The organism is Polynucleobacter sp. 73C-SIWE (genome assembly GCF_018882465.1).
Classification (GTDB): domain Bacteria; phylum Pseudomonadota; class Gammaproteobacteria; order Burkholderiales; family Burkholderiaceae; genus Polynucleobacter.
The window spans coordinates 246,753-265,538 of the sequence record NZ_JACVOK010000002.1 but is presented as its reverse complement, the minus strand read 5'-3'; the positions used below and the strand labels follow the sequence as shown (position 1 = coordinate 265,538).

Here is an 18,786-nt window from a genome sequence, read left to right as displayed (position 1 = left end):
CTCATCGCCCTAGGCATTGCGATGCAAGATCTCAGCCAATAAACCCTGAGCCTCGATCGTAATGGTCGGGTCTACTGAATTACTCACTCGTAATACTTCTTCCAAAGACTTCTTCGCAGAAGCAAAATCTTCGATGGTGATGTAAGCGCGAGCCAAATTTAATTTGACACGCAGCGTATCCGCCAAAGGATTCGGAATTGGCGCAGGCGACACTTTGGCTACGTCTGCTGGCGGCTTAGAAAGATCTAAATCAATACCAGTAAATAGCGCTTTGGCACGCTCAGGCATTTCGAAATTGCCTGGACTTGGTTTTTGAGGTGCGTGACCAGTTGAAGATTCTGGGTCCTGAAAACTGGTGAGTTCAGAACGGCGAGCATTACGAGCGAAGCCCCATAGCAATAACCCGGTTAATGCAATTAAAGTCAGCGCCACAATAGCCGGCGCAAATCCGCCCAAGCCAAAATTATCCTCAACTGATTTTTTCTCTTTTGACTTCTCTAGGAGTCGCTGCAGATCCGCAACATTCTTTTCTAACTCTGCTACGCGAGCCTTAGCTTGTTCCAATTGCTTCTCTTGAGCAACTAGCTCTTCTGTATAGCGGCGCTCTTGATCATTGCCATCAGCACTAGAACCAATTTTTAGACGGTCTTTAGGGGAGGCTTCTGCAGTCTTAGCATTGCTAGACTTAGATTGATCTTGCGATCCACCAGCGCTCTGACTCGCCTGCCAATCGGCATTGGCCTCAGCTACAAATTGATTGGCTTCTGCTGGACTGATTGAGCGTAGTAGAGCTTGGCTTGGCTTGTTTAACTCGGCACCAGCTGCTAAACGGTTAATGCTGCCGCTTGCAAAAGCATCTGGGTTAGCCCTATATAAAGCCAGCATAGTTTGATCTAGAGTAGCGCCATCTAACTGAGGCGCCATCATCGCCGCTATCTCTGAGAGAGTTTGGCCAGGCTTTACAAGAACCTTTTGAACATCGCCTAAGAGTAGTGTGAATGTTTTAGTGATACTACCGCTAGACCAATTGAGATTTACTAACACATCTACAAATGGATCGTCTGATACTGGCACAGCATTTACTGTCTCTACCAAAACCATCAGTTGCTCTTGACGATTACGGTAAACCGAAATCTGTGTATTGAGATCTAAAACCTTGGGAGAGATTCCAAGGCGCTCATACGAAGTCTTGGGCAAAGTGCTTGCCTTGAGACTTGATAAGGCGCTCTGCTCATCTGCACTAGTCCTAATCGGAATCTCAACCCGGAGAGGCTCCCCAGATTTGGACTGCAACTGAGGCGAACCTAAAGTGATTGCCCAGGCTGCGCAAGACCAGCTCAGCCAAACAAAGCAAAGTGCTTTTACCAAGCTGCGCTGGTAATTTCTAAACATTATTTTTCGAGCAAGATTCTGAGCATACGGCGTAATGGCTCTGCAGCACCCCACAAGAGCTGATCGCCCACAGTAAAGGCAGCCAAATACTCCGGTCCCATCGCCATTTTATGCAAACGACCAATTGGAACAGTCAAAGTACCACTGACTGCTGCTGGGGATAAATCTCGCTCAGTAGTCTCACGATCATTTGGAACTACTTTAACCCACTGGTTATCGTTAGCCAAAATAGTTTCAATTTCTTTCAGCGGAATGTCTTTCTTCAACTTGACAGTAAGACCTTGTGAGTGACAACGCATCGCACCAACACGAACACACAATCCATCAATCGGAATACTGCCTGGCGTGCGGAAAGCCGGACGACCTAGAATCTTATTGAACTCAGAGCCACCCTTCCACTCTTCTTTAGTTTGACCATTCTCAACCGGCACATCAATCCATGGAATTAAGCTGCCAGCCAATGCAGTGTTACGAAAATTTTTCTTCGGAAAATCTGGGGAACGCAATGTTTCAGTAACCTTGCGATCAATATCCAAAATCCAGGATGAAGGATCGGCCAATTCAGTAGCAACGCTGTCACGCAAAGCGCCCATTTGCAAAAGCAACTCGCGCATATTCTGTGCGCCAGCACCAGATGCCGCTTGGTAAGTCATGGCGCTAATCCACTCCACCATATCAGCCTTCACCAAACCACCCATCGCCATCATCATTAAGCTGACGGTGCAGTTAGCGCCAATCCAATTCTTGCCCCCAGCTGCCAAAGCCTTATCAATCACTGGGCGATTCACAGGATCTAAAACTAATACTGCGTCATCTTTCATACGCAAGGCACTAGCAGCATCAATCCAATGACCATTCCAGCCTGCAGCACGCAGCTTAGGGAAGATATCGTTGGTGTAGTCGCCACCTTGGCAAGTCAAAATGATGTCGCAGCGTGACAATGCCTGAATGTCATTGGCATCTTTCAGAGCGGTTTCGCTCTTACTCACTTTTTTGCCATTGATCAGTGGAACCTCGCCACCTGCCTGACTGGTACTAAAAAATACTGGCTCGATTAAATCAAAATCTTTTTCGGCCAACATTCTATCCATGAGAACACTACCGACCATGCCACGCCAGCCAACTAAACCTACCAATGGTGTATTTGTATTTGCCATGATGATTAACTATCTAATAAATGATTAATTTCGATTTATGAAAGCGCTGCAACCACTGCATCACCCATTTGTACTGTAGATACTTTTTGAGTACCTTCGGTATAAATATCAGCAGTTCGTAAGCCTTGTGCTAAGACTTTTTGTACTGCTTTCTCAATTCGATCTGCTTCTGCAGGCATTCCTAAGGAATAACGCAACATCATTGCAGCCGAAAGAATGGTTGCTAAAGGATTAGCAACACCCTTTCCAGCAATATCGGGTGCGGAACCATGGCTTGGCTCGTACAGACCCTTGTTATTCTTATCAAGAGAGGCAGAAGGCAACATGCCAATAGAGCCAGTCAACATTGCGGCCTCATCTGACAAAATATCGCCAAAGAGATTGCCAGTGACCACTACATCAAAGGCTTTAGGCGCTTTAACCAACTGCATCGCAGCGTTATCTACGTACATATGTGACAACTCAACATCTGGGTAATCTTTAGAAATCCGAATCATGACTTCACGCCAGAGTTGTGACGTTTCTAAAACGTTAGCCTTATCAACGCTACAGACCTTTTTGCCACGTTTACGTGCCGCCTCAAAAGCAACGCGACCAATGCGCTCTACTTCAGGCTCACTGTAATGCATGGTGTCAAAACCTTCGCGCGCACCTTTAAATAATGGCAACTCAGAAGTGCGAATACCGCGTGGTTGGCCAAAATAGATATCGCCGTTCAATTCACGTACGATCAAAATATCTAAACCACCAATAATTTCTGGTTTCAAACTGGATGCAGCAGTCAGCTCTGGATAGCAAATTGCTGGTCTAAAGTTCGCAAATAACTCTAAGTGTTTGCGTAATCCTAAAATGGCTTGCTCTGGACGCAGTTCGCGTACAAGTGCATCATATTTCCAATCGCCTACTGCACCAAACAAAATCGCATCAGCTTTTTTAGCCAACTCTAAAGTTGCTGGCGGCAATGGATGGCCGGCCACATCATAAGCAGCTCCACCAACAGGAGCTTCCTCTAGATCAAACTTTTGGCCGAGCGCATTTAATACTCGAACAGCTTGAGCGACGATTTCCGGGCCGATACCATCGCCCGGTAGAACTGCAATTTTCATGAAAGGCCTTTAAATCTAAAATTATGGCAATTGGGTTGCAAGCCAAGGCATTTTCAGAATGCGCTCAGCTTCGTAAGCCTTGATTTTATCTGCATGGCGCAGAGTTAAGCCAATATCGTCCAAACCGTTGAGAAGGCAATACTTTCTAAATGGGGCCACATCAAAGCTGTAGGCTGTGCCATCGGGCGTAATCACCTGCTGAGCCTCTAGGTCAATGGTCAACTGATAACCACTAAACGCAAGGGTTTCATTGAACAAGTGGTCAACCTGGATTTCTGTCAAAACGATTGGTAAAAGACCATTTTTGAAGCAATTATTGTAAAAAATATCAGCAAAACTAGGGGCAATCACTGCCCTGAAGCCAAATTGATCAAGCGCCCAAGGGGCATGTTCGCGGGAGCTACCGCAACCAAAGTTTTTACGGGCCAACAAAATGCCCGCGCCCTGATAGCGGGCCTGATTCAGGACAAAGTCTGGGTTAACGGGACGCGTACTGCAATCCTGCCCTGGCTCACCATGATCCAGATAGCGCCACTCATCAAATAAGTTCTGACCAAAGCCAGTCTTCTTGATGGATTTCAGAAACTGTTTGGGAATGATGGCGTCGGTATCAACGTTCTCGCGATTAAGCGGAGCAACCAAACCTTTGTATACCGTAAATTTATCCATGATTCTGACTTAACCCTTAATGCTTACTTCACAGGGGTAACAATAACGTCCTTACCCTTGGTTTGTGATTGATTGTTTTGCTGTGTAGAGCTCGATCCACCCATTGAACTTCCCATCGTCTGCAAATCCTTACCCACCCCTTCCATAGTATTGGCGCAGGCAGAGATAAAGAGACCAAAGATAGCAGCTACGGCCAATCGAGTAATTAAAGATACTGAAGAAAATTTCATGTCTATACCCTTATGAAATCTTACGTACGTCAACAAAATGACCTTCAATTGCAGCAGCAGCTGCCATTGCAGGACTTACCAAATGGGTTCTACCGCCATTGCCTTGGCGACCTTCAAAATTACGATTAGAGGTGGAGGCGCAGCGCTCGCCAGGTTCTAAACGATCAGCATTCATGGCTAAACACATAGAACAACCAGGCTCACGCCACTCAAAGCCAGCAGCCTTAAAGATGCGGTCTAAACCCTCGCGCTCTGCTTGGGCTTTTACCAAACCAGAACCAGGCACAACCAATGCCAACTTCACATTAGCTGCCACTTTTTTACCCAGGCGATCAACCACCTTAGCAGCAGCTCTCATATCTTCGATGCGGCTATTCGTGCAAGAACCAATGAATACCTTATCAACAGAAATACTGCTCAGCGGCGTATTGGGAATGAGATTCATGTACTCTAATGCACGCTCCATGGCGGAACGCTTGTTTGGGTCTCGCTCTTTTTCTGGATCAGGCACACGCTCACTTATAGCAAGCACCATCTCTGGTGAAGTGCCCCAAGTGACTTGAGGTGCAATTTCTTCTGCGCGCAATTCAACTACGGCATCAAACTTGGCATCCGCATCGGAATGCAAAGTTCTCCAATATTGCAAGGCCTGCAGTAGTACCGGACCCTTCGGCACATATGGACGACCTTGAATGTATTCAATAGTAGTTTCATCGACGGCAACCAAGCCAGCTCGAGCGCCAGCTTCAATCGCCATATTGCAAAGGGTCATACGACCTTCCATCGACAAATTACGTATCGCTTCACCAGCAAACTCAATGGTGTAACCAGTGCCACCTGCAGTGCCGATCTTGCCAATCACAGCAAGAACGATATCCTTCGCGGTAGAGCCTGGTTGCAAGCGACCATCAACTTTGACGAGCATGTTCTTGCTCTTTTTCATGAGCAAAGTTTGTGTTGCTAACACATGCTCCACTTCAGAGGTGCCAATACCAAATGCGAGAGCACCAAATGCACCGTGTGTGCTGGTATGAGAATCGCCACACACTACAGTCATGCCTGGCAAAGTTGCCCCCTGCTCTGGCCCAATGACATGAACAATCCCTTGACGGGCATCATTCATCTTGTACTGGGTAATACCAAAGGCATCACAGTTTTGATCCAAAGTATCTACTTGCAATTTAGATATCGGATCTGTAATACCTTCTGAGCGATCTGTCGTTGGAACGTTGTGATCCGACACTGCCAAATTGGCAGAAATACGCCACACTGGGCGACCCGCCAAATTCAAGCCCTCAAACGCTTGAGGACTGGTTACCTCGTGCAACAGCTGGCGATCAATATAGATCGTCGCCGTGCCATCCTCTTCAGAGTAAACAACGTGGTCATCCCACAATTTGTCATAAAGCGTACGAGACATGAGTGCCCTTAAAACCTTTATTTGCGAACCGAGATGTTAGGAACCTTGCGTGAAGTTTCACCAACATATAACTGTCGTGGACGTCCGATCTTGTACTCTGGATCAGTAATCATTTCTTCCCACTGAGCAATCCAACCGACGGTTCTTGCCAAAGCAAAGATACAGGTAAACATTTCTGTTGGGATGCCAAGTGCGCGCTGAACGATGCCAGAGTAGAAGTCTACGTTTGGATAAAGCTTGCGGCTCACGAAGTACTCATCTTCTAATGCAATTTTCTCAAGTGTCATTGCCAACTTGAACAATGGATCATCTTGCAGACCAAGTTCAGCCAATACTTCATGGCAAGTTTCACGCATCAATTTTGCACGTGGATCAAAGTTCTTATAGACGCGGTGACCAAAGCCCATTAAGCGAACGCTAGAGTTCTTATCCTTAACTTGAGCAATGAATTCATGAATCTTATCCACACCACCTTGAGCCTGAATCTCATTGAGCATCTGCAAGCAAGCTTCGTTTGCACCGCCATGGGCTGGGCCCCAGAGACAAGCAATACCAGCAGAGATCGCCGCAAATGGGTTTGTACCTGAGGAACCGCACAAACGTACAGTTGACGTCGAAGCATTTTGCTCATGGTCTGCGTGCAAGATAAAAATGCGGTCCAATGCACGAACCAATACTGGATTCACTTTGTACTGTTCGCATGGGGTTGCAAACATCATGCGCATAAAGTTAGCGGTGTATGACAAAGAGTTATCTGGATAGATAAATGGCTGTCCAACTGAATATTTATAGGACATCGCCACCAGAGTAGGCATTTTCGCGATCAAGCGAATCTGCGCAACCTCGCGCGCATGCGAATCGGTATAGTCAATTTCATCATGATAGAACGCAGCCATTGCACCAACTAAGCCTGTCAAAACAGACATTGGATGTGCATCGCGACGGAAACCGCGCAAGAAGAATTGCATTTGCTCATGAACCATGGTGTGGTGCATGACCATATCTTCGAAATCTTTTTTCTGAGTAGCGTTTGGCAACTCACCATTAATTAAGAGAAAGCAAGTTTCCAAGAAGTCGCAATTGTGGGCCAAATCTTCAATTGGGTAGCCGCGGTAGAGCAACTCACCCTTATCGCCGTCGATATAGGTAATTTTGCTATTGCATGACGCTGTAGAAAGAAAGCCCGAGTCGTAAGTGAACTTACCCGTCTGACCATAAAGCTTACGAATGTCGATTACATCAGGACCAACAGTTCCTTTGTAAATTGGCAGATCAATATCTGGTGTGCCATCCGAAAACGAGAGTTTTGCCTTGATGTCCGATTCAATCATTTCTAATCCTTAGTCATTCAAAATTATGATTAATACATTGTTCGTTTACATGCTTTCACCGCTACTGCACCAAAAAGCTGAATTACTTCTCTTTCAGCTTTTGCAATACTGTTTTAAAGGAGTCCGACTGCATTTCCTCTTCCAGCCCAGCCACCGAATCTTTACGACCAATCAGCAAATCCATTAGGTCATTGTCATCCAAGGCCAATAACTGGCTTAATACTCTTCCCTCTTCCACGCTTAATTGTGCGCCGTAACGCTCAAAGAAACGTTGCAGAATTAAATCATTCTCTAGCAAGCCCCTGCGAGCATCACTCTTTAAACGATATAAATCTGCGTTACCGAGGGTCATACCGCCCTGCGAACCATCAACTCCTTGATTTTGCCAATTGCCTTGGTTGGGTTCAAGTGCTTAGGACATACATCCACGCAATTCATGATGGTATGGCAACGGAACAAACGATACGGATCTTCCAAATTATCCAAACGCTGGGATGTTTCTTCATCGCGGCTATCAGCAATAAAGCGATAGGCCTGCAATAGACCAGCTGGGCCTACGAACTTATCAGGATTCCACCAGAAAGATGGGCATGAAGTTGAGCAGGATGCGCACAAGATGCACTCATATAAGCCATTCAACTCTTCACGCTCTTCAGGACTCTGGAGGCGCTCTTTTTCTGGAGGTGGATTGTCGTTAACTAAGTAAGGCTTGATAGACAAGTACTGTTTGAAGAACAAAGTCATATCAACGATCAAATCGCGCACAACTGGCAAGCCAGGCAATGGGCGCAATGTGATGACCTTAGGCAAAGTCAACATATTGGTCAAACAAGCCAAACCATTTTTACCGTTAATGTTCATTGCATCTGAACCGCATACACCCTCACGGCATGAACGACGATAAGAGATTGTTTCGTCTTGCTTCTTCAAAGAAATCAAAGCATCCAACAACATACGCTCGCCAGTGAGTTCTAACTCGTAGCGCTCCATGCGCGGAGCTGCATCGACATCTGGATCGTAGCGGTAAATTTCAAATATACGGATATCACTCATTCTCTATCTCTCTTAATTAGAAAGTACGTTCTTTAGGAGGAACTGAATCAACAGTCAATGGCTTGAGCTGGACTGGCTTGTAGTCCAAGCGATTACCTTCGCTATACCAAAGAGTGTGCTTCATCCAGTTATCATCATCACGATGCGGGTGATCATCATGCGAATGAGCGCCACGACTTTCTTTACGAGCTGCTGCAGAAATCATCGTTGCATTTGCAGTCTCAACTAAGTTAGCCACTTCCAAAGCCTCAATGCGTGCGGTATTGAAAATATCAGACTTGTCTTTAACCCACAGATTTTTCGCACGCTCAGTCAACTTCGCCATTTGACGAACACCTTCGTCCATCAACTCTTGGTTGCGGAATACACCAGCGTATTTCTGCATGGTTTTACGAATGTCATTGGCAACGTCTTGTGCGTATTCACCAGAAGTGGAGTTATCTAAATTCGCAATACGCTCCAAAGTCTGTTGACCAGCATTTGCAGGTAACTTCTTGAACTCACGATTCTTGAGATTCAAGCCAACGATGTGGTTACCTGCTGCACGACCAAATACCAAGAGGTCGAGTAATGAGTTCGTACCCAAACGATTAGCACCGTGAACTGAAACACATGAACACTCACCAATAGCGTACAAGCCATTAACGATTTCATTGTGCTTGCCGTTGCCTGGCACAACCACTTGACCATTGATGTTCGTCGGAATACCGCCCATCTGATAGTGAATGGTTGGCACAACCGGAATTGGCTCTTTGGTCACGTCAACGTTCGCAAAGTTAATACCGATTTCATATACAGATGGCAGACGCTTCATGATGGTATCTGCACCGATGTGCGTTAAATCGAGTACAACATAGTCACCATTCGGGCCGCAACCGCGCCCTTCTTTAATTTCTTGGTCCATTGAGCGTGATACAAAATCGCGTGGCGCTAAATCTTTCAAGGTTGGCGCATAACGTTCCATGAAACGCTCACCATCTTTATTGCGCAAGATTCCACCTTCACCACGGCAACCTTCAGTCAACAATACACCCGCACCAGCTACGCCAGTTGGGTGGAATTGCCAGAACTCCATATCTTCCAATGGAATACCTGCGCGAGCTGCAAGACCCATACCGTCGCCGGTATTAATAAATGCGTTAGTCGATGCATCCCAAATACGACCTGCACCGCCGGTTGCCATCATGACAACTTTGGCTTCTAGGATGTAGACCTGACCTGTTTCCATTTCGAGAGCAGTAACACCAACAACATCGCCTTCGTCATCACGAATTAAATCAAGCGCCAACCACTCAACAAAGAAATTGGTTTTAGCGCGAACATTACGTTGGTACAAGGTATGTAACATGGCGTGACCTGTACGGTCAGCAGCAGCACAAGCGCGCTGCACTGGCTTCTCACCATAGTTTGCAGTGTGGCCACCGAATGGACGCTGGTAAATCGTGCCATCTGGGTTGCGGTCAAAAGGCATACCAAAATGCTCTAACTCGTAAACCACTTTTGGAGCTTCACGACACATGAACTCGATGACATCCTGATCACCTAACCAGTCAGATCCTTTGATGGTGTCATAAAAGTGATAGTGCCAATTGTCTTCACTCATATTGCCTAATGAAGCACCAATACCGCCTTGTGCAGCAACAGTGTGTGAGCGTGTTGGGAATACCTTGGTTAATACAGCAACGTTCAAGCCAGCTTCGGCTAACTGCAATGAAGCACGCATACCTGAACCACCCGCACCAACAATTACCGCATCAAAACGGCGGCGTGGTAATGATTTTTGAATCCCAGTCATCGAATTACACTTTCCACAAAATTTGGACGGCATAGGCCGCACAGGCTACGAGATAGAGAACGGTCAACACTTGGAGTGTTAAACGAATACTGACAGGCTTGATGTAATCCATCCAGATGTCACGGATACCAATCCAAGCGTGATAAAACAAACTGATGAACGCCAAGAGCGTCAATAACTTCATGAACTGGTTGGCAAACAAGCCTGACCAGCCTTCGTAAGTTGCGCCACCAGTAATGCAATAGTCAACGAGCAAAACAATCGTAAATACCACCATCACAATCGCTGTGACGCGCTGGATGATCCATTCTTTAAGGCCGTAATGCGCACCTACAACTAAGCGCTTTGGTCCAATTTGATAAATAGGCATGAAATTTCCTTAAATAATGTGCGCTTAGTACAAGCCAAATAATTTGAAACCAACTACTGCAGTCAAAGCTAGGCCGAGGAATAGAACAACGATGGCAGAACGATTCGCCTCAGACTTTTCCACTCCGATTTCTAAATCTAGCAAGAGGTAGCGAATACCAGCACAGAAGTGGTGCAAGAATGACCAAATCAAACCAAGGCAAATAATTTTTACCAGGATGTTGCTAGTGAAAGCCTGGAACTTTTGATAACTCAACTCAGAGGCAAGACTCTGATCAAAAATATAGAGGATAAATGGCAACAAAAGGAATAATGCGGCACCGCTGATGCGATGAAGAATGGAAACTTTGCCGGCCCAAGGAAGGCGATATTTAACCAGCTGGGCTAGACCAATATTTCGGTAAACCGGTCTATCTTTCTTTACATTTTGCTGTGTATCAACCATTTGCAATCTCTATGTTTGTGTGTAGGTTTAATGTAATTTTGTTGTGTCGCAACATATTCTATTGGAAACCTTAGGGGTGGTGTGGATTTTTTAGTGTTTAAATGCGTGAAATGAGGGTTTTAACGGATATTTTCAGTTCAATTTATTTTCGTAATGCTGCTCAGAAGTGTCGTACCTTGCGTGCCGAATTTCTACTGGTTTATTCCCGTAGGTAAAGGCCACACGCTCAACTGATAGGAGCGGCGCGCCCACTGGCAAGTGAAGGTGTCCTGCCAAGACTTCATCAGCAGCTACTGCCTTAATTTTTTCCTCTGCTCTGACCATATGCGTGGCGAACTGACTCTCGTAGAAAGCGTATACGGGACCATGCCAAACATTGAGCGCCTCTAAATCAAGACCCTTAAAACGAGCTCCGGGGAGCCAAATCTCTTCAAAAACAATGGGTTTGCCTGCAAAGCTCTGAACCCGATCAATATGAATGACCGCATCACCTGCCTTTAATTTAAGCAAATTGGCGATATATGGGCTCGCTTTGGTATTGGCACAAACCAAGAACTGGTTGGTCAGGTGAAACTTCTCCCCAGAATCCGGGGCTAAGCGTAAGAAACGGTATTGCCAGTCATCCTCTTGGTGGGTGGCCACAAAAGTACCCTTCCCTTGACGTCTGACCAATAGGTTCTGAGCTGCTAATTCATCGATGGCCTTGCGAACCGTTCCCTGACTGACTGCATAGCGTGCAGCCAGCTCCATTTCGCTGGGAATAGCAGCCCCAGGCAGCCATTCAGAGGCTTGCAGGCTGGCTAAAATCATCGCCTTAATTTGCTCGTACAGAGGGCTAAATGAGGCTACAGGCACATTTAATTCTGACAAATTAACTCCAGTCGATATCAATTAGATAAAATTCAGGGTAATTCTAGTCTTATATAAGACGTCATTGACAGTGTAAAGCTAAAGTCCATACACTTGAATGGATAATAGAAAAGTTTTGATTAATTAACCTTCCCCTGGAGTTATTAGTAATGGCAAAAGCCCCAATGCGTGTCGCTGTAACCGGTGCAGCCGGTCAAATCGGATATTCCCTTCTATTCCGCATCGCCAATGGCGATATGCTGGGTAAAGATCAGCCCGTTATTCTTCAATTGCTCGAAATTCCAGACGAAAAAGCTCAAAAAGCCCTCGCTGGCGTGATGATGGAACTAGAAGACTGTGCATTCCCGCTATTGGCAGGCATGACAGCCCACTCTGACCCAATGACTGCATTTAAAGATATCGATGTAGCCCTTTTGGTTGGCGCACGTCCACGCGGCCCTGGCATGGAGCGCAAAGATTTACTCTCCGCCAATGCGCAAATTTTCACAGCGCAAGGTAAAGCATTGAACGCTGTTGCGAAGAAGACCGTCAAGGTATTGGTTGTTGGTAACCCAGCAAACACGAATGCTTACATCGCGATGAAATCTGCTCCAGATATTCCTGCGAAGAACTTCACAGCGATGTTGCGCCTGGATCACAATCGCGCACTTTCACAATTGGCAGCTAAGTTAAACAAGCCTGTTGCAGACATTGAAAAATTTGTTGTGTGGGGTAACCACAGCCCAACAATGTACCCAGACTATCGTTTTGCCACCATTGGCGGCAAGTCGGTCAAAGATACGATTAACGATGCCGCTTGGAATAAAGATGTGCACATCCCAACAGTTGGTAAGCGTGGTGCTGCCATTATTGAGGCTCGTGGCCTCTCTTCTGCAGCCTCTGCAGCGAATGCAGCAATTGATCACGTTCATGATTGGGTGCTTGGTACCAATGGTAAATGGGTCACCATGGGCATCCCTTCTAAAGGCGAATACGGTATTCCAGCAGAAGTGATTTATGGCTTCCCAGTAGTGTGTGAAAACGGTGAATACAAAATGATCGAAGGTTTAGAGATTGATGAATTCTCCCGCGAGCGCATGACTCATACCCTCAACGAATTACTTGAAGAGCAAGCTGGCGTTAAGCACTTACTCGCTTAAGGAGCATACATAGATGAAGAAAAACCTTCTCACGATTAGCGTTGTATTAGTCAGCCTCTTTGCAGCTGCGCATGTCAGCGCTAGTGAGGAGGTGTTCACGTGGACATGCAGTGAAAGTAAACAGTTCAAAACCACTGGAACTACCGAGAAAGTTCGCTTAACTTGGGAATCAAAAACCTTTGACTTAGAACGTCAAACTTCATTGCCGGGTAGCCTGCGTTACAAAAACACCAACAGTGGTCACGACCTGGTTGTGTTGGGCAATAAGGCGATGTTGTTTAACATCAAAGCAGGCGTCAGACTAGCTGACTTCTGCCAAACCGCAGACATGAGAACTGGTAAGTTGCCACATTTATTTGCCGGTGCGGAGCCCTTTGTCCAGAACTAATTCTTCATCAACGCAGTGATAAAAAGCCGAGAACTACTCGGCTTTTTTATTGTTTATATTCTTAGTGAAATAAAGGTTGTTGGGTTGGCGAATCTTCTGGCATCTCTGCATGCACCGCTTCCCCTGATCTGTCGGGGAATAATGGCGCACCACAGTCATCGCATAACTCTGGATCAAAGAGCATTGCATGACGGAACACATCTTCTACGCCAGCATCATGCAATGCGTCGCAGATTTTTTTAATTGGGCTTTCATCATCTGACAAATCATTTAAGGCATCACTTGCCACGCTCTCGCGGTCATACAAAGGCCAGATCACGCCGTACATGACTTCCGAAGAACCTTTTGCGCTAAAGGAGATGCGGTATTCATCAGCCTGCTCTTCACCAAATGCGCCCACGACGCACGACAAGCCAGCAGGAAGAATGCCTAAGCCACTCTCCAAATAATTGACTGCTGCGCGAATGCTGAGAGGCCGAACATGTTTATCCGCTAAACGACAGTTCGTAAAATAAGACTCCGGCAATAAAAGCTCGAACTCGCAGCCAGGCAGTAAAGCAGCAATCGGTTCTTGCATGGCGTTTTGCCAACCGATCAAACTCACGCCACGCTCTTGACGCGCTGGAGGCTCGGCCTGCCAACGGAAGATGGGGGTTCCACTCGGCGCGCTCAGTGCGGCAATGATAAAGCGCGGATCCGCTAAGACAGCTATCGTCTCAGACATATCCCGCAACTCTAATTTCACGTCTTTATTGCAGATTGCCGCATTTGCTAGAGCCTCCGTCAATATGCGGGTTTGGCAATGAGAATGTGGCATTTGATCAATGCTATAGAGCCAGGGAACAATCGCAAGGCGCGTATCAGGTGCTGCAATTGCAGAATGCAGGGCTTGAGCAGTCGCCTCGACCATGCTGGCCTGTAATGGTCCTGAAGGAATTTGATAACGTGTGTGTGCAACGATCGGCATTGCCAGCAAGAGGACATCCCACTCCTGCCCTTCATGCTCCATCTTCAGCGACTCCGCTAGAGTTTCAGCTGAATCTGCAAGCACTTCAAATGCCACGGTATTGATACGAAAGGTTTGATCTAGAGCCGCATCAATGACATTTTGATTTTGACTTTTGAGCAAACGCATCAAGCGCACATTGAGACGCTCCTCCCAGAAGCGATCTTCTATTTGACTGCCAGAGGCAGCCAAGGAGATTGCATCAGAAACCAGCTTTTCCACTTCGGGTGAACTGCGTTGCGAAGACTTAGTGCGATGTACGGCCATTATTTTTTCTCCGCCCTTCTAAATACTGGCTTGTCCGGCTTAGATTCCGCAGCAAAATACCGATAACCATCCAAATTAAAGCCTTTTAAATCTGCCGGATCCGTAATACGGTTCTCAACAACATAGCGAGCCATTAAACCCCGTGCCCGCTTCGCATAAAACGAGATAATTTTGTACTTACCGTCCTTAGCATCCTGAAATACCGGTGAAATAATCGGACAATCTAATTCTTTAGGTTGCAAGACCTTGAAATACTCTTCTGAAGCTAAGTTGAGCAGTACAGGCTTCTTTTGCTTTTCTAATATCTTCTTGAGTGCATCTGTCACCCGACTACCCCAAAAAGCGTAGAGATCTTTACCTCTGGCATTTTTAAAGGTCGTGCCCATTTCTAGGCGGTAAGCCTGCATCAAATCTAAGGGCCTCAATGCACCGTAAAGACCAGACAGAATTCGGACATGGTCTTGCGCAAAATCAACTGCTTTGGCATTAAGGGTCTTCACATCAAAGCAATCATAGACGTCACCATCAAAAGCGTAGATTGCTGGCTTGCTGTTTTCTTCTGTGAATTTCTTGGACCAATCGCGATAGCGCCCTACATTTAAGGCGGCCAATTGGTCAGACAAGCCCATTAACTTCGATACATCCTGTGGGGAAAGCTTTTTCAGATCGGCAATCAATTTAGCGGATTCTGAAGCAAATTCAGGCAAGGTGGGCGCCTTGACCTTCACTGGAGTCTTGTAATCCAAGGATTTAGCGGGAGAAAGTACGATCAGCATGGCACAATTTGTTTATGTATTTTTACCATTCTAGCGACTACTAGATTTCTCTGCCCTAAATGACTGCGTCAGCCCCTACCCCCTCATTTCCGAGTCGGCTACCCAATGTGGGAACGACCGTCTTTACCGTGATGTCTGCGCTTGCAGCTGAACATGAGGCTATTAACTTAGGGCAAGGCTTTCCAGACTTTCCATGTGATCGCCAATTAATCGCTAGCGTGAATGAAGCGATGCTTGCTGATCACAACCAATATCCCCCCATGATTGGAGTTGCTGAACTCCGAAATGGTATTTGCCAGAAGATTCAAAACCTGTATGGCCACCACTACGATCCGGATTCAGAAATTACGATTACTGGCGGTGGCACTCAAGGAGTTCTGACAACGATTCTGGCTTGCGTTAGTCCCGGTGATGAAGTGGTCATCATCGAACCTGCTTTCGATTGCTATCGACCTGCAATTGAATTAGCGGGTGGCAAAACAATCGCCGTATCACTTCAAGTCACGCGTGATGCGAATGGTCAAGTAGCCTCTTACGAAATTCCCTGGGATGCTCTTGCAAAAGCGATCAACCCTAAGACACGACTACTCATCATCAACTCTCCGCACAATCCTACTGGCATGGTGTGGCAAAAAACCGATTTAGATCGCTTAGCGCAATTGGTGAAAAATACTTCCACACTGATTTTGAGTGATGAGGTGTATGAGCATATGGTCTATGACGGCGCCGTCCATTACAGCGTGGCCTCCCATCCCGAGTTGGCCGCTAGAAGCTTTCTGATTTCCAGTTTTGGTAAGACCTATCACGTTACTGGCTGGAAGGTAGGGTATGTAGCAGCTCCTTCTGCACTGTCAAAAGAATTCCGCAAGGTTCACCAATTTAATGTCTTCACTGTAAATACGCCAATGCAATATGGGCTTGCATCTTACTTAGTAGATGCAGCGCACTACTTAAATCTACCTGCCTTCTATCAAGCAAAGCGTGATTTTTTTGGAGCAGGTTTAGCGAAGACTCGATTTAAGTTACTGCCAACTCCCGGAACCTACTTTCAGTGCGCTGATTACTCTGCGCTCAACATTCCAGAGGCTAAATTAAACGAAGCTGATTTTTGTAAATGGCTCACTACTAAAGTGGGTGTAGCCGCTATTCCCGTTTCTGCTTTTTATGATCAACCTACCGAATCTGGCGTGATCCGCTTTTGCTTTGCCAAGCAAGAGCAAACCTTAGCCACCGCCCTACAACGTCTGCAATCCCTTTAGAGAGTCCTATGACAGCCAAAAAATCAAAAAATGTAATCGATGTTTATAGCTGGCCTACACCCAATGGTCATAAAGTGCACATCATGCTTGAGGAGTGCGGCTATCGCTTGGGTCGCGATTGGATCGCTCATCCCATCGATATCGGTGCTGGTGATCAGTTTGCCAAGAGCTTTTTAAAGATTAGCCCAAACAATAAGATTCCTGCATTAGTGGATCCTCATGGTCCAGATGGGAAGCCGATCAGCGTTTTTGAATCTGGAGCGATCCTGCTCTATCTAGCCAGCAAGACTGGCAAGTTTTTACCCAAAACCACTCGCGGTAAGTATGAGGTGTTGCAATGGCTCATGTTCCAAATGGGTGGTCTAGGCCCTATGCTTGGACAAAACCACCACTTTCGACTCTATGCCCCTGAGAAAATTGACTATGCTATCAATCGCTATACCAATGAAGCAAAGCGTTTATATGGTGTTCTCGATCAGCAGCTGAAAGATAATCCCTATATTGCAGGCAAAAGCTACTCCATAGCCGATATAGCGATTTATCCTTGGACACGCAATTGGAAAAACCAAGGCATGGAGATAAATGACTTTCCTCACTTCAAGCGTTGGTTTGAAATAATTGGTGAGCGTCCCGCAGTAAAGCGTGGCTGCGAAGTATTAACAGCATTGCGCAAGCCTTTGACTGACAACAAGGCTAGAGAGCAGTTATTTGGTTCAACCCAGTATCAAAAGAGGAAATGAAATGAAGATTCAATCAGTCGGTGTGATCGGTGCGGGCACAATGGGTAATGGTATTGCGCAGGTTTGCGCGGTTGCCGGGATTGATGTCGTCATGGTTGATATTAATGATGCCGCTGTACAGCGCGGCTTAGATCAAATCAGCAAAAGCTTAGATCGCCTCGTGAAGAAAGAGACGCTCACCACTGATGAGAAAGCTGCAGCACTCAAGCGCATTAAAGGGAGCACCTCTTACGCTGATTTGAAGGGCTTAGGTTTAGTCATTGAAGCTGCTACTGAGAACCAGGCAATTAAAGAAAAGATTCTCAAGCAAGTCGATGAGATCGTGAGTAAAGACACCATCATTGCTACCAACACCTCTTCTCTATCGATTACCAAGTTAGCCGCCCTTGATTCAAACCCAGCGCGCTTTATTGGTATGCACTTCTTCAACCCACCACCGCTCATGGCTTTGGTAGAGGTGATTCGCGGCTTACAGACCAGTGATGCAACGCATGCAGCCATTATTGAAATGGCTAAACGTGTTGGCAAAGAACCCATTACTGTTAAGAATTCACCAGGCTTTGTTGTGAATCGCATTTTGCTACCAATGATTAACGAAGCATTCTTTGTCCTGTCCGAAGGTCTTGCAAGTCCTGAGGATATTGATGCGGGCATGAAGTTAGGCTGCAATCAGCCAATTGGCCCTTTAGCTTTAGCAGACCTCATTGGTTTAGATACTTGCTTGGCAGTCATGGAAGTCTATTTTGAAAACTTCAGCGATTCCAAATACCGTCCTTGCCCACTGCTTCGTGAAATGGTTGCGGCGGGTTATCTCGGTCGCAAAACAGGTCGCGGTGTCTATACCTACGATAAATAATTTTTACCCATTCATCTCAACCAAACATTAAGTACTCGTGAATCCTATTCCACCTCTAGTAACCAAGCTGTCGTATGCCGGCCTCATTCCATTCGTAGGGCTCGCTTTAATGGTGCAGCTAGCGCCAACACCCCTCAATTATTTAAGCGCAGAATCTCTGGCAGGCTATGGGGCAGTCATTACCTCGTTCATGGGAGCTTTACATTGGGGTGCCAACTTACATACCTTGGGTAAAGCGCCTAGTGGTGATCGTTGGATTGATCGCAATACTTGGATCTGGGGTGTTATACCGGCATTAGTTGCGTGGTTAGCACTGCATATTTATATTCCGGTTGGCTTATTGATTCTGGCATCAACTTTAATCATTCAGCGCAATATTGATCAGAATACATACCAATACTATTTTTCGGATGAAGCGGCACGAAATGCCTTTATGGTGATCCGCAATCGTTTGACTTATATTGCTGCTGCTTGCTTAACTTGGGCAGCAATCGTCATTCTATTTATCCAGGCCTAAC

The 18,786-nt window shown here is 46.2% G+C and carries 21 protein-coding genes; 6 read left to right on the top strand and 15 right to left on the bottom strand.

Going from position 1 to position 18,786, the window contains the following annotated elements; genetic code table 11:
* Positions 1 to 9 precede the first annotated feature (9 nt).
* The 13 genes from ICN17_RS07570 to ICN17_RS07510 form a co-directional block, all read right to left on the bottom strand.
* Entirely contained in the window at positions 10 to 1,392 is a 1,383-nt protein-coding gene (locus tag ICN17_RS07570; RefSeq protein ID WP_216236908.1) for a FimV/HubP family polar landmark protein, read from the bottom strand.
* Complete coding sequence (gene asd / locus ICN17_RS07565) at positions 1,392 to 2,549, bottom strand: aspartate-semialdehyde dehydrogenase (RefSeq protein WP_216236907.1); 1,158 nt, start codon at positions 2,547 to 2,549, stop codon at positions 1,392 to 1,394. The genes ICN17_RS07570 and asd overlap by 1 nt, the downstream gene beginning before the upstream one ends.
* 35 nt (positions 2,550 to 2,584) lie before the next feature.
* Positions 2,585 to 3,655 carry a 3-isopropylmalate dehydrogenase gene (gene leuB / locus ICN17_RS07560; RefSeq protein ID WP_216236906.1) on the bottom strand — a complete coding sequence of 357 codons (1,071 nt, stop codon included), beginning with the start codon at positions 3,653 to 3,655 and terminating at the stop codon, positions 2,585 to 2,587.
* Between the two features lie 21 nt (positions 3,656 to 3,676).
* Positions 3,677 to 4,324: a 3-isopropylmalate dehydratase small subunit gene (leuD, locus tag ICN17_RS07555; protein ID WP_216138958.1), complete on the bottom strand. Its 648-nt coding sequence runs from the start codon at positions 4,322 to 4,324 to the stop codon at positions 3,677 to 3,679.
* 23 nt (positions 4,325 to 4,347) lie between these two features.
* Positions 4,348 to 4,554 carry a hypothetical protein gene (locus tag ICN17_RS07550; protein WP_216236905.1) on the bottom strand — a complete coding sequence of 69 codons (207 nt, stop codon included), beginning with the start codon at positions 4,552 to 4,554 and terminating at the stop codon, positions 4,348 to 4,350.
* Between the two features lie 10 nt (positions 4,555 to 4,564).
* Positions 4,565 to 5,974 carry a 3-isopropylmalate dehydratase large subunit gene (gene leuC, locus ICN17_RS07545; protein WP_216236904.1) on the bottom strand — a complete coding sequence of 470 codons (1,410 nt, stop codon included), beginning with the start codon at positions 5,972 to 5,974 and terminating at the stop codon, positions 4,565 to 4,567.
* A gap of 17 nt (positions 5,975 to 5,991) precedes the next feature.
* Positions 5,992 to 7,305 (bottom strand): citrate synthase, encoded by a 1,314-nt coding sequence (gltA, locus tag ICN17_RS07540; protein ID WP_216236903.1) that lies wholly within the window; start codon positions 7,303 to 7,305, stop codon positions 5,992 to 5,994.
* Between the two features lie 82 nt (positions 7,306 to 7,387).
* Positions 7,388 to 7,657 carry a succinate dehydrogenase assembly factor 2 gene (locus ICN17_RS07535; protein ID WP_216236902.1) on the bottom strand — a complete coding sequence of 90 codons (270 nt, stop codon included), beginning with the start codon at positions 7,655 to 7,657 and terminating at the stop codon, positions 7,388 to 7,390.
* Complete coding sequence (locus ICN17_RS07530; RefSeq protein WP_087909832.1) at positions 7,654 to 8,358, bottom strand: succinate dehydrogenase iron-sulfur subunit; 705 nt, start codon at positions 8,356 to 8,358, stop codon at positions 7,654 to 7,656. The genes ICN17_RS07535 and ICN17_RS07530 overlap by 4 nt, the downstream gene beginning before the upstream one ends.
* Positions 8,359 to 8,374: 16 nt before the next feature.
* Entirely contained in the window at positions 8,375 to 10,153 is a 1,779-nt protein-coding gene (gene sdhA / locus ICN17_RS07525; RefSeq protein WP_216236901.1) for a succinate dehydrogenase flavoprotein subunit, read from the bottom strand.
* A gap of 4 nt (positions 10,154 to 10,157) precedes the next feature.
* Positions 10,158 to 10,523 carry a succinate dehydrogenase, hydrophobic membrane anchor protein gene (gene sdhD, locus ICN17_RS07520; RefSeq protein ID WP_216236900.1) on the bottom strand — a complete coding sequence of 122 codons (366 nt, stop codon included), beginning with the start codon at positions 10,521 to 10,523 and terminating at the stop codon, positions 10,158 to 10,160.
* 24 nt (positions 10,524 to 10,547) lie between these two features.
* Complete coding sequence (gene sdhC, locus ICN17_RS07515) at positions 10,548 to 10,967, bottom strand: succinate dehydrogenase, cytochrome b556 subunit (RefSeq protein ID WP_216236899.1); 420 nt, start codon at positions 10,965 to 10,967, stop codon at positions 10,548 to 10,550.
* A gap of 132 nt (positions 10,968 to 11,099) precedes the next feature.
* Positions 11,100 to 11,837 carry a GntR family transcriptional regulator gene (locus tag ICN17_RS07510; protein ID WP_216236898.1) on the bottom strand — a complete coding sequence of 246 codons (738 nt, stop codon included), beginning with the start codon at positions 11,835 to 11,837 and terminating at the stop codon, positions 11,100 to 11,102.
* Between the two features lie 149 nt (positions 11,838 to 11,986).
* Between ICN17_RS07510 and ICN17_RS07505 the strand changes: the two genes are divergently transcribed.
* Entirely contained in the window at positions 11,987 to 12,976 is a 990-nt protein-coding gene (locus tag ICN17_RS07505; RefSeq protein WP_216236897.1) for a malate dehydrogenase, read from the top strand.
* Positions 12,977 to 12,989: 13 nt separating this feature from the next.
* Complete coding sequence (locus ICN17_RS07500) at positions 12,990 to 13,364, top strand: hypothetical protein (RefSeq protein WP_216236896.1); 375 nt, start codon at positions 12,990 to 12,992, stop codon at positions 13,362 to 13,364.
* A 61-nt stretch (positions 13,365 to 13,425) separates the two neighbouring features.
* On the opposite strand, the gene ICN17_RS07495 is transcribed toward ICN17_RS07500, so the two are convergent.
* Entirely contained in the window at positions 13,426 to 14,637 is a 1,212-nt protein-coding gene (locus ICN17_RS07495) for a DUF2863 family protein (RefSeq protein WP_216236895.1), read from the bottom strand.
* On the bottom strand, positions 14,637 to 15,413 hold the full coding sequence (gene yaaA / locus ICN17_RS07490) for a peroxide stress protein YaaA (protein ID WP_216236894.1): 777 nt from the start codon (positions 15,411 to 15,413) through the stop codon (positions 14,637 to 14,639). The genes ICN17_RS07495 and yaaA overlap by 1 nt, the downstream gene beginning before the upstream one ends.
* 59 nt (positions 15,414 to 15,472) lie before the next feature.
* Between yaaA and ICN17_RS07485 the strand changes: the two genes are divergently transcribed.
* From ICN17_RS07485 to ICN17_RS07470, 4 genes are read left to right on the top strand one after another with little or no spacing between them, the layout of a single operon-like run.
* Positions 15,473 to 16,672, top strand: a complete 1,200-nt coding sequence (locus ICN17_RS07485) for a pyridoxal phosphate-dependent aminotransferase (protein WP_216236893.1) — start codon at positions 15,473 to 15,475, stop codon at positions 16,670 to 16,672.
* An 8-nt stretch (positions 16,673 to 16,680) separates the two neighbouring features.
* The gene (locus tag ICN17_RS07480; protein ID WP_216236892.1) at positions 16,681 to 17,412 is read left to right on the top strand and encodes a glutathione binding-like protein; all 732 of its coding nucleotides are present in this window, start codon (positions 16,681 to 16,683) and stop codon (positions 17,410 to 17,412) included.
* A 1-nt stretch (position 17,413) separates the two neighbouring features.
* Positions 17,414 to 18,268: a 3-hydroxybutyryl-CoA dehydrogenase gene (locus tag ICN17_RS07475; RefSeq protein ID WP_216236891.1), complete on the top strand. Its 855-nt coding sequence runs from the start codon at positions 17,414 to 17,416 to the stop codon at positions 18,266 to 18,268.
* 37 nt (positions 18,269 to 18,305) lie between these two features.
* Positions 18,306 to 18,785, top strand: a complete 480-nt coding sequence (locus tag ICN17_RS07470; RefSeq protein WP_370625965.1) for a DUF3429 domain-containing protein — start codon at positions 18,306 to 18,308, stop codon at positions 18,783 to 18,785.
* Position 18,786 lies beyond the last annotated feature (1 nt).